Annotated in this window: 13 protein-coding genes; 1 reads left to right on the top strand and 12 read right to left on the bottom strand. The window is 48.9% G+C overall.

The features are described 5' to 3' along the window. Positions 1-11: 11 nt before the first annotated feature. The 11 genes from HMPREF0980_RS08205 to HMPREF0980_RS08155 form a co-directional block, all read right to left on the bottom strand. Entirely contained in the window at positions 12-1,049 is a 1,038-nt protein-coding gene (locus tag HMPREF0980_RS08205; RefSeq protein ID WP_049728661.1) for a 2-hydroxyacid dehydrogenase, read from the bottom strand. Between the two features lie 4 nt (positions 1,050-1,053). Then, positions 1,054-2,583, bottom strand: a complete 1,530-nt coding sequence (locus HMPREF0980_RS08200) for an FGGY-family carbohydrate kinase (RefSeq protein WP_049728660.1) — start codon at positions 2,581-2,583, stop codon at positions 1,054-1,056. 214 nt (positions 2,584-2,797) lie between these two features. Next, a complete protein-coding gene (locus tag HMPREF0980_RS08195) occupies positions 2,798-3,730 on the bottom strand; it encodes a sugar-binding transcriptional regulator (protein ID WP_049728659.1) in 933 nt (310 codons plus the stop codon). A 280-nt stretch (positions 3,731-4,010) separates the two neighbouring features. Next, positions 4,011-4,649, bottom strand: coding sequence for a dihydroxyacetone kinase subunit DhaL (gene dhaL / locus HMPREF0980_RS08190; protein WP_049728658.1), 639 nt, complete (start codon positions 4,647-4,649; stop codon positions 4,011-4,013). A gap of 35 nt (positions 4,650-4,684) precedes the next feature. Further along, positions 4,685-5,680, bottom strand: a complete 996-nt coding sequence (locus tag HMPREF0980_RS08185; RefSeq protein WP_049728657.1) for a dihydroxyacetone kinase subunit DhaK — start codon at positions 5,678-5,680, stop codon at positions 4,685-4,687. A 21-nt stretch (positions 5,681-5,701) separates the two neighbouring features. Further along, positions 5,702-6,793 (bottom strand): alcohol dehydrogenase catalytic domain-containing protein, encoded by a 1,092-nt coding sequence (locus tag HMPREF0980_RS08180; protein WP_049728656.1) that lies wholly within the window; start codon positions 6,791-6,793, stop codon positions 5,702-5,704. Between the two features lie 41 nt (positions 6,794-6,834). Beyond that, on the bottom strand, positions 6,835-7,956 hold the full coding sequence (locus HMPREF0980_RS08175) for an ABC transporter ATP-binding protein (RefSeq protein ID WP_049728655.1): 1,122 nt from the start codon (positions 7,954-7,956) through the stop codon (positions 6,835-6,837). A gap of 4 nt (positions 7,957-7,960) precedes the next feature. Beyond that, complete coding sequence (locus tag HMPREF0980_RS08170) at positions 7,961-9,112, bottom strand: ABC transporter ATP-binding protein (protein WP_049728654.1); 1,152 nt, start codon at positions 9,110-9,112, stop codon at positions 7,961-7,963. Between the two features lie 10 nt (positions 9,113-9,122). Next, entirely contained in the window at positions 9,123-9,944 is an 822-nt protein-coding gene (locus HMPREF0980_RS08165) for a carbohydrate ABC transporter permease (RefSeq protein WP_049728653.1), read from the bottom strand. A 47-nt stretch (positions 9,945-9,991) separates the two neighbouring features. Continuing rightward, on the bottom strand, positions 9,992-10,927 hold the full coding sequence (locus tag HMPREF0980_RS08160) for a carbohydrate ABC transporter permease (protein ID WP_049728652.1): 936 nt from the start codon (positions 10,925-10,927) through the stop codon (positions 9,992-9,994). 135 nt (positions 10,928-11,062) lie between these two features. After that, the gene (locus tag HMPREF0980_RS08155; RefSeq protein ID WP_049728651.1) at positions 11,063-12,493 is read right to left on the bottom strand and encodes an ABC transporter substrate-binding protein; all 1,431 of its coding nucleotides are present in this window, start codon (positions 12,491-12,493) and stop codon (positions 11,063-11,065) included. 297 nt (positions 12,494-12,790) lie between these two features. Between HMPREF0980_RS08155 and HMPREF0980_RS08150 the strand changes: the two genes are divergently transcribed. Further along, entirely contained in the window at positions 12,791-13,393 is a 603-nt protein-coding gene (locus tag HMPREF0980_RS08150; RefSeq protein ID WP_049728650.1) for a DUF624 domain-containing protein, read from the top strand. Positions 13,394-13,950: 557 nt separating this feature from the next. On the opposite strand, the gene HMPREF0980_RS19230 is transcribed toward HMPREF0980_RS08150, so the two are convergent. Further along, the coding region (locus HMPREF0980_RS19230) for a hypothetical protein (protein WP_207643604.1) at positions 13,951-14,166 on the bottom strand (216 nt) is incomplete at its 5' end.

Genomic DNA, 14,166 nt, shown 5'->3' with positions numbered 1-14,166 from the left:
CCTCCATCTTCTTAATATCTGTACTGATATAACAGGTGCTCCCCTTTCAGGAACCTCTTTATATCAGATACAATCTGTTTTGTATGGTTCACAAGCACGTCGTCTGTCGCTCCCGCGATATGAGGTGTAACGACTACGTTGTCAAGCTCCGTAATATATGGATGGTTCCCCGATATCGGTTCACTTGCATATACGTCAAATGCCGCGCCTGCGATTCTTTTATCTTTCAGCGCTTCTATGAGGGCATCCTCATCAAGAATCGCTCCCCTCGATGCGTTGATAAAATATGCGGTTGGTTTCATCAAAGCAATCCGCTCCCGGCTGATGATCCCTGTCGTCTCCGGAGTAACCTTCATATGGCATGTAATAAAATCAGATTCTCTCATCAGCTCTTCTACTGATGATGCTTTTCTTATACCTATCTCTTCTATCTCGACTTCACCGACAAAAGGATCGAAAATCAGAAGTTCCATGCCAAAAGCCCTGGCAATGCGTCCTACCCTGCGGCCGATGCTGCCGTAGCCCAGGATACCGAGCGTCTTTCCTTTCAGCTGTGTTCCTTTGAACACCATGTATGGTGCATCCAATTTCATATCCCAGATTACATCCGCCTTCAGACCAGCCTTTGTCTCTTTCCTGGCATCCGGGTTCCCAGTATACTTCCCATCTTTTAATGCTTTATAAGCCATAGGTATCTTTCTGGCAGCCGACAGCATGAGCCCTATCGTCATCTCCGCGGTAGAGTCGGAGTTGCGCCCCGGCGTGTAAAGCACGGGTATGCCGCGCTCCCTTGCCGCCGCCATATCCACATTAACCGGCGTGGCCCTCGTGCATGCGATCAATTTGAGATGCTCGGCATTTTCGATTACGTTTCTTGTGATGTCATCGTAGCTAGTGATTATCATGTCTGCGTCTCTAGTCTTATCCATCAGCTCTTCTTCCAGCATCTTTGGAAGTCCAAGCGCCCATCCGTCTTTTATGACCTCCCCTGCCTCATACAGCGGTTCCAGTTCCTCTTCATCGTACTCAGCGGTAAAAAAAATCTTCATAATATTAATCCTCCTTGATGGCTTTGATTTTTTTGTTCATCTGATGCCTGTAGTCCCATATTTCCTGATTATGTATCCGAACCCTTTTATACAGTTCATATAAGAGATCGTATTTCTGAACATTCGGCGGGTCGGGAAGGTAGATATGTTTGAACGTACAGGCTTTTCCCGCGGCATCGTCATAGTCCGCGTACAATCCCTGGCTTACGCCGGCCATAAGCGCCACGCCTTTTGCTCCCAGTTCTTCGCCGGCCGGAATCATGACTTTCATGCCGGCCACGTCTGCAATCATCTGAGCCCATACCGGGCTTTTGGCTCCGCCTCCGGCGAGGTATATTGTCCCGCTTTTATCTACATGCTGGAGACAGTCCCTGATGGATAGGCTGATACCTTCGTAAACGGCCCGGATCAGATGGTCTCTCGTCGTCACCTGGCTGATACCGAAAAAGCTGGCTCTCGCATACGGGTGATAGAAGGGAGCGCGCTCACCTGCCACGCTGATGTAGGGGTGGTACACGACGCCGCCGCATCCTACCGGTGTCCTGTCTACGATTCTGTCTATTTCGTTAAAGTCTTTTGTAAGAGATATGCTTCCAAGCATCCAGTCGATATTTGGCGTCCCGTTAAGCGTAGGCTGCAGTTCTACATACAAGTCGCCCAGAGGGTGCTTTTCATATCTTGTATTCTCCGCTCCAAAATGGCAGTCCTCTTTTTTCAACACTATTTCACTTGCGCACGTCGTACCGAGAATCACACAGACATCTTTTTCATGGATAGCCCCGAGCCCAACAGCTGTTGCAGAAGTATCCAGCGCCCCCGCGATAACCGGCGTTCCCCTCTGAAGCCCTACTTCATCTGCAAAAGAATCCAGAACAGCTCCTATCACTTGATCAGAACGGACCGGATCCGGAAGGCAGCTTCTATATTCGTAAATGTCCAGTGCTTTCATCAGCTCATCCGCCACGGCCCCGCTCCTTACATCTACGAGGGAAGTAAGGCTGTCTGTAATCTCTGTTCTGATCTTCCCGGTCATCTTATAGCGTATCCAGTCTTTGCAGAATATGAGATGTTCCGCATGATCGAGTATCTCTTTCCGGTTATTCTTCATCCATTTTAAAAGAATCATCTGATTGCCAAGTAATGGCGGCGTGCCGGTAGTCGTGTGATAGAGCCTGCCAATCTCGGGACAGTCCTCTGTAATGGCCCTGACCTCATCCACCGCTCGTCCGTCACACCACAGTATAGCGTTCTGTACCGGATTTCCTTCGCCGTCGATCAGCCAGCACCCTTCCCCCTGCCCCGTCACGCCGGCCGCGATTACTTCATCACGGCCACCGGTCCCTTCCTCTATGACAGATTTTACGCAGTGCTTCACTTTTTCCCATATAAGGTCCATATCCTGTTCCATCTGGTTGGCAGTACCATTGACGGGCTGGCTCTCCTTGCTGGACACGCACACTTCATTCCCGCACTCGTCAAATAAAACAGCCTTTACGTTTGATGTTCCGACATCAATCCCAAGAATATATTTCATCTTACAGCCTCCCGAAAGCTGTCACGAACTGGTCTTTTATGTTTCCTGACACGCTTTTCATCTCATGAAATGTTACATATGTAATTTTATATTACATTTGTAATCTCAGTATATCACCTCCTGCACTTTTGTCAATTCCTTTCTTATAGAAAAAGCGCCATCTGGACTTCCTGTCCAGATAGCGCTGTAATTTCTTCTTGATTGTATTTATATGTTAAAAGCTGTCCATAACCTGCCTTGCTGTTGTTACATCTACTATTAACGTGTTGATTGTTCCTGTACAGAGGGCTGCCTGTATTGCTTCCACTTTCTGCGCGCCGCTCGCAATCAGAACGGTATTCTTTATTCCTTTCAGGCACTCCATATCTGCATTTAAAAGTCTGTCGCTTAAGGGACAGTTGTCCCAGCTTCCGTCTTTCCTGATTGGATTCATGGCAATATCTCCGACAAATCCACGTTCTCTCAGTATCCGCACGTCATTTCTCGTTATGTGCCCGCTCGTGCACATGGTAGACTGCTCTGTAAGCTCTCCTACCCCAAGCAGCGCCACATCGCACTTCTGCATAAGCTCACAGGATACTTTGATACTTCTTTCCTCCATAAGCCATTTTTTCGTCTCCGCGTGTTCCACCACAACCGGAGCATACAGCATATAGCTCGGGCAGTCCAGCCTGTTGGCAAGCCCCCTGGCAATTTCGTCCGACTTCTCCACGAAGTCCTCTATGTTCTGGGCACCGATAAGCTGCACGACCCGGCATTCGCTGCGCCTTTTAAATTCCATCTGCTTGACGACCTCCGACAGCGTATGCCCCCAGGATACTCCGATGATATCCCCCTGCTTGATATTCTCATCCAGGTACTGAGCCGCTACATTGGCTACTTTGTAGATTGCAGTGCTGCTTTCCCCATAGTCTTCTGTAACAAGCACCTCCTTCAAGCCAAAACGCTCCTCTATCCTGCATTCCAGCTCCACATTATCCCGCTCGTAACCGTGGATATTAATATTTACAACGTCCAAATCAATAAGAGAGCTGATGATCTGGTTCACTTTCTGCCTCGTAAAGGAAAGACGCTTCGCAATCTCATCCTGGGTCATTCCAAGCGTATAATACCAATACGCTATTTTTATATACAGGTTCCTTTTCATAGTGCCTCCTTGTTAAAAACCTAACTATATTCTTATCTTAATAAGAGTATAACATTGCTTCTTTATATTTTCCACTTATTGTTTACAGCCAAAAAAAGGATGTACCCCGGCACATTCCCGCGCCGAGCTCGGTCGTTTGCGGCATACTACATCTTCGCGCCAGTGCGCTTCCCCCGGATAGTTTTTATTACGGATACGCAGTTTCCTATGTAATAAAAAAACCCAAAATGCCTGAGACAGGCACCTTGGGTCTATGTCCTAATACACTTGATTTGTTGGTTTACAATAGTTCCGATATCCCTTCCGCCATGGCAGACAATAGGATGCAGCATGATGTGGCTCCTGCGTCGAGCACTCCTCTGGAACGCTCTCCCAGACGGCTGGAACGCCCGAACTTTGCCACCATGTCCTTTGTGCTGTCGCGCCCGGCCTCCGCTGCCGCTTTCATCCTCTGAAGCGCGGGTCCGTACCCTTCCCCCGCCTCGCCGGCCTGCTTTACCGCGTCTGCCGCGGGAGAAAGCGTGTCTACCAGCGTCTTATCTCCCACCTGGGCCTCCACGATTCCGTGCAGGCCGTCAAGTCCTGCCGCCAGCATATTTCCAAAATCAGCCACGCCGATTTCATCCAGGTCTTCCCCCGCCTCTGCCATGTCCATAAAGATGGTTCCATAGATGGGCCCCATGGAACCTCCTATTTCATTCAGCAGTATCATGCCCAGTTCATCCAGTCCTTCCGTAAAGCTTATATCTTTATCCGCAAATCGGGCTTCAAATACAGAAAATCCTTTGTTCATGTTCATGCCATGGTCTCCGTCACCAATCAGGCCGTCTACCTCACCAAGGTACGCTTTATTCTCCTGGATGGCCCTGACCATTTTCAGCAGTACAGACTTACCGTCTGCATTTTTAAATGTGTTCATCTCATTAACCCCTCCCTGTATGTTGTCTGTCCGTCCTACCGTTGTTTCAGCCCCATGCTGTAAGCCGGCATATCCAGCAGCTCTTTCAGCTCTTCATCCAGCTTCATGACTGTCAGCGTCGCCCCCATCATCTCCAGGGATGTGAAGTAGTTGCCCACATATGCTTTATGGGTTTTGATTCCCTTCTCCTTCAGAAGCTTATCAATCTCGTCATATAATACATACAGTTCCATGACCGGTGTTGCTCCGAGCCCGGACACGAGCACCGCCACCTCGTCTCCCTCTTTGAAAGGATAATCCGGCAGCACTACATCTACCATTCTCTTTGCCATCTGATCTGCCGTCTCAAGCGGACATACCTCAATCCCCGGTTCTCCGTGATGGCCGATTCCGACTTCCATCGTCCCATCTTTGATCTCGAAATTCGGATGGCCAACAGCCGGAAGCGTACACGGTGTCAGCCCGATACCGACAGAACGGGTATTGTCTATGGCCTTCTGGGCTGCCGCAATCACCTCGTCCAGATTACCGCCTTTGGCCGCTCTCGCTCCGCCGACTTTCCACATCAGGACTTCACCTGCCACGCCGCGGCGCTTCTCTCTCTCGTCTTTCGGCGCAGATGCCACATCGTCATTGGCCACCACCGTCTTTACCGTAATTCCAGCTTTTTTGGCCATCTTCACTGCCATCTTTACATTCATGTTGTCTCCGGAGTAATTGCCGTACAGGCAGGCAACTCCCTTCCCCTGGTCTGCTGCCCTGCAGGCGTCCAGGAAAGCCGCCGCCGTAGGGGAGGAGCAGATCTCTCCTACGGCCGCCGCGTCGCACAGGTTCTCTCCTACGTATCCGATGAAAGCCGGTTTATGCCCCGAGCCTCCGCCAGTAACGACGCCTACTTTTCCTTCCGGGATATGCTTCGCCTTGACGACCCTTGGATTGTCCGTTGCCTCCACGATATCTCTATGCGCTTTCAGAAATCCTCCCAGCATCTCATCTACAATATTATCCGGGTTGTTTAATATACGCTGCATACACTTATTCCTCCTTACGACTTATGCATCCATGCCTGGAACGAGAATCACTTTCAGCGCTCCGTTCTCGCCGGTCTTTGCAATATGGAATCCCTCTTCCCATCTCTCCAGAGGGAACTTATGTGTTACGACACCTTCTGTCGGAAGTTTTCCGCTGCCAATCCAGTCTATGACCGTATCATAACAGAATGGGCTTAGATGGACGCCCAGCAGATCCAGTTCTTTCCTATCTGATATGATGGACCAGTCTACCGTGACCGGCTGCCCGAATACGGAGAACTCAACGAAGCGGCCCATCTTTCGGATAGCGTCGAGCCCTTGCTGTACGCTCGACGGATGTCCGGTCGCTTCTATATATATATCACATCCGTAGCCGTCGGTCATCTCTTTGATTTTAGCAGCCGCATCCTCTTTTGCAGGATTTATTGCAATATCCGCCCCAAACTCCAGGGCTTTTGCAAGCCGGGCTTCATTCATATCGAGAACTACGAGGCATTTCGGGTTTGCCTGTCTGAGAGCCCCCACCATTCCAAGACCAAGGGTACCCACACCGGACAGTACGACGAAATCTCTCGGCGTCACCTGGGCGCGCTCTACACAGTGGAACGAACAGCCGTACGGTTCGATCAATGCCGCCTTCTCTATGGGCATATCCGACGGCACCAGATAGGGAAGCGCTTCTTTCGTAAGCTTTACATATTCCGCCATTCCGCCATTTACATTGTTCTGGAAACCAAACAAATCATGTTTCTCGCACATCCAGTGGCGCCCGGTCTTACAGAACATGCACTCCCCGCACGGTACGATCTGCTCCGGACAGATTCTGTCGCCTACCTTCCAGCTGCCTTTTACCTTCTCACCCATCTCTACCACTGTACCAACGAACTCATGACCCGGTATCATAGGTTCCTTAATATACTTGGGCTGGCCGTCAAATCCCCAGAAGCTTGCTGCTCCTGCGTATGCTTTCGTATCCCCCGCGCAGATGCCGCAGGCTTCTACTTTCAGAATCATCTCTCCTTCTCCTGCCCGCGGCGTGTCAACCGTTTCATACCTGTAATCGCCGGGCGCATAGGCTACGATCGCTTTCATTTTTTCTGGTAAACTGCTCATCATGACTACCTCCTTTTATTAATACTTTATGGAACTACAAGCTATTCACGTATGCAGTCTCCCGTCTCAATATCAAACAGATGCGTCTTTTCACCGCGCACCTCCAGCTTAATGATATCTCCGCTCTTATAACGGGCTTCATCATCGGTGATAAGCATAAGAAGCGCTTCTCCGACATGGATACCGATGCGGCGTTCGTCACCCAGATTCTCAAACGTTGCAACTTCCTCCGGCGTCCCCATCGAATCTGCCCCGCCGATCAGAACATCCATAGGGCGCACTCCCATCTTACACTTGAACCCGCTGCTTACTACATTGTAGTAGCGCTCCGGGACGGCTATCTTAAGATTACTGTCCTGGAATGTAAAGAAGTAATGCCCTCCCTCCCCTGTAATCGTCGTTTCCAGGATATTCATCGGCGGCTCCCCGATAAAGGAAGCGACAAATTCATTTACCGGGTCATCGTATACTTCCGCCGGCGTCCCGAACTGCTGCAGTACGCCGAAGTTGATGATGGCAATCTTATCCGCCAGCGACATGGCCTCTAACTGGTCATGTGTTACATATACGGTCGTACACTTGATATCATTGATAAGGCGCTTTATCTCCGTACGCATCGCCTGGCGGGCCTTCCCGTCCAGGTGTGACAGGGGCTCATCCATCAGGAGCAGCTCCGGTCGCCGGATGATAGCGCGCGCGATATTCACTCGCTGCTTCTGTCCGCCGGACAGCTTTACGGGCATTTTGTCCAGCAGATCGTCACACTGCATCAGCGGTGCAATCTCCTGCACCCGCTTATCAATCTCAGCCTTATCGACGCCTTTTGCCTTTAAGTTGAACGCGATATTGTCGTATACGGTCAGAGGAGGATACATGGCATAGTCTTCAAAAGCGAGTCCGATGTGCCTGTCTTTCGGGTGAAGATTGTTGACGAGCGTATCCCCGATATAGATATCCCCCTTCGTGATATCTTCCAAGCCTGCCGTCATGCGCAGCGTCGTCGTCTTGCCGCAGCCGGAGGGCCCTAAAAGTGCTATAAATTCCCCCTGTCCACATACAAGGTTCAGATCCTTTACAGCATAATCATTCTGTACCGCATTCTTCTTCTTTTTCCCGTTATTCTCATAACGTTTATACAGATGTTCTATTCTCAATCCAGCCATATCCCTACCCCTCCTGTTCTGTCAAAGCCAATACGGCAGCTTCGTTATATCTTGTCAAATATTCTTTTGACGCTGCGTCAAAGAACATCGCGTAGTTAAGTTCCATATCGACATAGATATCCTGGTCGATCTTGACAGTGAGTCCATTGGGGGCAATCATCCGGAGCTGAAGCCCGTTCAGCTCCGCTACGATTACGGATTTGTTTCCTATGCTTTCATAACTGTATACCGTGCACTTCAGATATCCTTCCTGGGCCTCAAAAGAATAGTTCAGGTTTTGTGGCCGCATGCCGATATCCACTTTCTCGCATCCCAGATCATTCAGCTTTTCAAACAGTTCATAATCCGTCGGAAGGTGATACACCTTTTCTCCCGCATCCATTATAAATGAATAAGAATCCCCCTCCTTTTTAAGTGTCCCTGCAATCAGGTTGATCTCCGGGTCACCCATGAGCTGGCTTACGAATTCATTGCACGGCATGTAATAGATCTCGTCGCCGGTACCAATCTGGACGATCTTACCTTCATTTACGATAGCAATCCTGTCTCCCAGAGACATGGCCTCCATGAAATCGTGGGTTACATAGACGCTCGTCGTGCCGAAGTTAGCCTGTATCTCCTTCAGCTCCGTACGCATAGAATTGCGGAGCTTTGCATCGAGATGTGCAAGCGGTTCGTCCATCAGATATACCCGCGGCGAACGGACGAGCGCGCGTCCCATGGCGACACGCTGCTTCTGGCCGTTGGACAGCTGGCTCGGCAGGCGCTGCAGGAGATAGTCCATCTTCATCATCTCCGCGACTTCCTGTATTTTCTGTTTTATGTATGCTTCATCCTTTTTATATAACGGACTCCTCAGGGGAGAGGCCATATTGTCATATACTGTCATCTGGGGATACAGCGCATAGTTCTCAAACACCATCGCCGTGTCCCTGTGGGCAGCATCTGTTAGATTCATGACTTCTCCGTCAAATTTTACAACCCCTTCTTCCGGTATCTGGATACCTGCGATACAATTCAGGATGGTTGTCTTGCCGGCACCTGCGGGGCCGAACAGGACGAAGAACTCTTTATCTCTTATATCCAGGGATATGCCGTCCAAAGCCGTAACTTTTCCGAATTTTTTTGTAACGTTATCCAATTGTATTCTTGACATATTCACACACCTATCCCTTCACAGCGCCAAAACTCAGACCACGCACTAAATGTTTCTGTATACATAACGCGAAAATAATAGCGGGTAACGCAGACACAGTTGCCGCGACGGCCAGCTGTCCATAATGGGCACTGTCTGTTCCAAGAAACTTGGTGATGGCTACCGTAATCGGCTGTACGTTCGTGCCTGCCAGAATCAGCGGGAACGTAAAGCTGTTCCAGGCGAAGATGAATGCCAGCAGAGCAGCGGATACGAGACCTGGCTTAATCAGAGGCACGAGCATCTTGAAAAATATCTGATACCACGTATAACCGTCAACCTGAGCCGCATGCTCGATTTCAACAGAGATATCTTCAAAATAACCTCTTACGACCCAGATAAGCAGGGGCATGCAAATCAGCTGGTATACCCAGATAAGACCAAAATAAGAATCATAGATGCCCAGCTTCTGGAAGAGCATGAACAAGGGTAAGACGACCAGGATTTCAGGAGCGAATTTAAAAGACAATATCTGGAATGCGATGTCCTCCTTTTTCTTAAAATTATATCTTGCAAGTGCGTATGCGGCAGGCACCCCTGCCACGACGGAGACGATAACCGCGCCCCCTGCTACGATCAGACTGTCCAACATATATTTGAGATAATCTGACTGGAATATGACTGCTCTGTAATTGTCCAATGTAGGGCTGAATACAAACGTCGTCGTATACATCTGTGCATCGGGCTTTATTGTCAGGATAAGCATCCACAACAATGGAAACAAAGCAAAAATCGTATATATGACTAACAGTAGATTCTGGACGACACGGCCCAATCTTTTTTTACTTTCCATGCTTTACATCCTTTCTGACTATATATTTTATATCCTTATGCTGCCGGCTACTCATCCTGCCCCGACGCCAGTTTCTGAGCCATACGCTGCCTCTTGACAATCTGTTTGGCCACGATATTTATAAATACCCATAATACCAGTATGTACGGAAGGGCAAATCCAAATTTCTGGAACTGGAACCCCGTCTGGTATGAGGTCAGAGACAGGTTCATAAGCGTGTCGCCCGGACCTCCTTTTGTCAGGCCGAATATGATGGCATACTCCTGCAGCGCCGCCATGAGACGGAACAGCAGTGCGATGTATATGCTTGGCTTCAGCATAGGCAGTGTCAGATTCCGGAAGTTGAACCATGCACTTCCCCCGTCAATCTTCGCTGATTCAAACGGCGATTTCGGAAGTGACTGCAGTCCTGCAAGCACGAGCAGCATGCAGAACGATGTATTGACCCATATGTCGATCATCACGACCGTCATCATCGCCGTAGACGCGCTGGCTGCCCACGGGAAGTTATATACCCCAAAGAAGTTCAGGAACTTTTCTACGATACCCACGGAGTTGTTCAGCATCAGCTGCCATATAATAGTGGCAGTAATCGGTGCAACCATGAGCGGGAATATAAGAACGACCCTGAGAATCTTTGAAAAGCGGTTCTCCAGATGATTCAGCAGCATGGCAATTCCCAGGCCTATCCCCATCTCAAGCGCCGTGCTGAAGAATGCATATCGCAAGGTTACCCATACGGATTTCCAGAATCCTGAGGAAGTAAGTATGGTAATCCAGTTTTTCAATCCGATAAAACTATACGTCGGCATCCTGAACGAGTAGCTCGTCAGCGAAAAATAAATAGACATCACAAAAGGAATCATGATTCCAATCGTAATAATCAGTGCGGGAGCTACAATCAAGTACGGACGCATTCTCGTCTTAAACGGCACTACATTCAAATCACCCACCGCAGCACTGTTTTTTTTCTGCTCTTTCATTAGCGTTTCCTCCAATTTCTGTTTCCTGATTCAAAGAAAGCAGGATTTCATTTTAAAAAAATCAAGGAGGGTCAGGTAACCCCTCCTTGCCTTTCACCCTTAAGAATAAATGAGCTGCTATTGTTTTTTCCAGAGTTATTCGGATACTTCTAAGTCAGATACGATCGTATCCAGGTCCTTCTTCAGCTGTTTCATAGCATCTTCCGTGGATGAATACTTATCAGTAAGTACGAGATCTTGGAGCACTTCCGCCCATTTGGTCGTACATTCAAAGAAGTACGGCTGCGGGGTGAACTGAATCGTTGCATTTTTAGATAATACATCGATTGACTCAAGGTAGTTGTCTGCTTTTCCGACAATCGCTTTGTATTCATCGCTCTCCATGACGGATGTCCGCGGCGTATCCGGGCTTGCTCCGTCAGTTCCTGCATAAAGCATGTAATCCGGGCTCGTAAAGTATTGGATGAAATACCATGCGGCATCTTTATTTTTGGAATCAGCATTCATAGCCAGTGACCAGATCCAGACGTTTGCCTTCATATCATCTTCCGTCTTTCCCTCAGGAAGCGGAATCGTTGACCATGCGATATTGCCCGACTGGTCAGATGCACCCTCGTAGTTCTGGAAGTATCCGGCACTTGTAGCGTCGAACAGCATGGCGGCTTTTCCTGCGCCAAGGTCTGAACTTGCCTCATACCAGGTATAGTTGGACCACTGCGGAGCGCCTGCTTCTTTTATTAATTTCACCCAGTAATCCGTCATTTCAATCGCCTCTTTAGAATCCAGCTGGCACACAAGCTTGCCGTCTTCAATAGCAAAGTCTTTTCCGCCCCACGTAGCAAACAGCGACATGTAGCCAGGATGAATCGTAGCCCATTCACGCGTACCGCGTACCGCGATGCCGTAAGAGCCGGAGCCGTTAAATTCATTGAGCGATTTTGCCGTCTCGAGCAGCTCATCTGTAGTTGTCGGAACCGATATCCCCTTTTCCTCAAATACTTTCTTGTTGTAAGCCAGGTTATTTAATTCCCATCCCATCGGGAGCGCCCACTGGGAACCTTCGCCAACTGCATGCCCCGGAACGAGATCCCATTTAAGAGGTTCTACCGTCGCACTGATAAAGTCATCATAATTGTAGTCGGCGGCTGTCTTTGACGCGTCGTTTATGTAGTCTTCCAATGGTTCCATATAACCGGCTGACGCATATTCCCAGACCTGATACGCACCGGTCATATATACATCCGGAGTACCGGAACGGCTGCTTAAGGATGTATTCAGCTTGTCAAAGTAATTTGATTCCGGTGTGGATGAATACTCCACCTTAATACCTGTCAGATCTTCGAACTCTTTTATTTTTGATATTACTGCTTTTGAATAATTATGCTCATTGAACATAACATTGATTGTTGTGCCTTCGTAGTTTTTCCAGTCGAAGTCTTCGGCCTTGCCGCTCGATTTTGCTTTGTCGTCACCGCTGCCGCCGGAATCGGAGCCTTTGCCGCATCCTGCCAGCATCGAGCCAACCATCACTGCACACAGAAGAACACTAATCACTCTTTTTTTCATACTTCTTTCCTCCCTTTTGATACATTCTCCGCATAAAAAAGTGCTTCTTTTTTCGGTTTACCTGCCCGATTTTTTATGCATTTTGTCTAAAGCCAGTATATTCCCAATCATGTCATTTGTCAAGCATTTTGTCATTTGTCTTATTTTTCGCTCTAATTAAGGTATTATTGCACTAATGAATCTTGTTTTTAAACATATATTTTGTGTGTTTTTTCTTTAACAACGTTCTTTTTCCTTGCAACCCCTTGTTTTTTATTGTATGATAACTCCATAAACTGATAACCGGAGGTCCGTACTATGAAGGTTTTTGAATATGACAGCGGCTTTATGAAGGCTGCTCTGCTATTGAGCCGTCTGACTCTGCTAAACATCATCTGGCTCATATGCTGCATTCCAATCGTTACAATCGGTCCGGCGACAGCCGCCCAATATTATACGGCTAACCGGCTTTTCCGCGGCAACACGGAAGTATTGCCGAATTTCAAGACCGGGTTCAAGCTGCACTGGAAAAGAGCAGCCATCATCTGGATTGCCTTCGCGCTGCTTACCGCGGCATTCGCGGCAGAGTGCTGCATACTGACCGCCGCGGCCGTGCCGGCCAGAACCGTACTGATATCCATATCCGGTCTCGCCTATCTGACGGCAGCTCTCATCATGCTCTGGGTATACCCGGTCATGATAAACTTTACCGGTAATTTCAGCGAGATACTGTTCAATTCATTTGTATTTACTTTCATGTATGCACCTGTCACGCTCATTGCCGCCGGATTTTATGGCATTGCCGGATTCTTATTCATCCGCTTTACTTTCACAAAAGGCCTGTGCATTCTATTCGGTCCGTCCCTGATCGTGTACGGGATACTCGTCTTGTTTGAAAAAGTGTTCAGGAAGTACCGATAATTGGGGGTTTAAGTAAATTAGGACGCCGCTGGGGAGGCAGGGGGCATCTGCTCCGATGCATCCGGGACTGCGACTATCACACAGAATCCTAAGCCCGTGGAATGTTCGCCGATGGGGCTCTCATCCCACGGGCCAAGGAATCTGGTGAGGATTCTCCGTCCCTCCCGCTTATACCTTCGCATATGTCCCCTGTCTCCCCAGCGGCTATCTACTTTACTGGCACGGGCGGGGGCGGCTGTGTGACGCTGCTGGCTGATGGAAGTGCTTTGTCTATGTCAGGATAGTGATAAGGGGCTTAGTAGGCAAATAACCTTAGTTGAAAGTGATCTTAATGAAGAAGAGCGGAATCAGGTACGGGGATGTTGAGATAACATCCCCTGCCTGGTTCCGGCTCTTCTTTCAGCAACGGCATGCACGCCTAGCTGCAATTGCTTGACAACGAACATATTCGCCAGCCTGATTCATCTGGACTAGCAAAACTCTTATCATTCATCTGCTCTTTGTGTTATTCACATTAAGCTTGCGATATTTTATCACTCAACTGACGCAGCCAGCGTTCATCCGCTGGCCAGTAACGTCACACGTCCGCTCACGCCCTTGTTAGTAAAGTAGATAGCGGACGGGGAGCCGGGTGGGAGATGCGCAGGTGTAAGCGGGAGAGGCGGAGAATCCTTTCCGTAGCCCTTATCCTGCGTGATGCAAGCCGCTATCGGCGCGCATTTCGGAGGGTTAGGGATACGTGAAATAGTCGGAGCCTCGTACGCATCGAAGCA

The sequence above is a fragment of the Dorea sp. D27 genome (assembly GCF_001185345.1).
Taxonomy (GTDB): domain Bacteria; phylum Bacillota; class Clostridia; order Lachnospirales; family Lachnospiraceae; genus Extibacter.
This window is presented reverse-complemented; position numbering and strand designations above follow the sequence as displayed.

Excerpts from the sequence above, each read along its gene's own strand:
- HMPREF0980_RS08180 (WP_049728656.1), bottom strand. The coding sequence starts at position 6,793 with ATGAGCAGTTTACCAGAAAAAATGAAAGCGATCGTAGCCTATGCGCCC.
- HMPREF0980_RS08185 (WP_049728657.1), bottom strand. The coding sequence starts at position 5,680 with ATGCAGCGTATATTAAACAACCCGGATAATATTGTAGATGAGATGCTG.
- dhaL (WP_049728658.1), bottom strand. The coding sequence starts at position 4,649 with ATGAACACATTTAAAAATGCAGACGGTAAGTCTGTACTGCTGAAAATG.
- HMPREF0980_RS08200 (WP_049728660.1), bottom strand. The coding sequence starts at position 2,583 with ATGAAATATATTCTTGGGATTGATGTCGGAACATCAAACGTAAAGGCT.
- HMPREF0980_RS08165 (WP_049728653.1), bottom strand. The coding sequence starts at position 9,944 with ATGGAAAGTAAAAAAAGATTGGGCCGTGTCGTCCAGAATCTACTGTTA.
- HMPREF0980_RS08160 (WP_049728652.1), bottom strand. The coding sequence starts at position 10,927 with ATGAAAGAGCAGAAAAAAAACAGTGCTGCGGTGGGTGATTTGAATGTA.
- HMPREF0980_RS08175 (WP_049728655.1), bottom strand. The coding sequence starts at position 7,956 with ATGGCTGGATTGAGAATAGAACATCTGTATAAACGTTATGAGAATAAC.
- HMPREF0980_RS08205 (WP_049728661.1), bottom strand. The coding sequence starts at position 1,049 with ATGAAGATTTTTTTTACCGCTGAGTACGATGAAGAGGAACTGGAACCG.
- HMPREF0980_RS08150 (WP_049728650.1), top strand. The coding sequence starts at position 12,791 with ATGAAGGTTTTTGAATATGACAGCGGCTTTATGAAGGCTGCTCTGCTA.
- HMPREF0980_RS08170 (WP_049728654.1), bottom strand. The coding sequence starts at position 9,112 with ATGTCAAGAATACAATTGGATAACGTTACAAAAAAATTCGGAAAAGTT.
- HMPREF0980_RS08195 (WP_049728659.1), bottom strand. The coding sequence starts at position 3,730 with ATGAAAAGGAACCTGTATATAAAAATAGCGTATTGGTATTATACGCTT.
- HMPREF0980_RS08155 (WP_049728651.1), bottom strand. The coding sequence starts at position 12,493 with ATGAAAAAAAGAGTGATTAGTGTTCTTCTGTGTGCAGTGATGGTTGGC.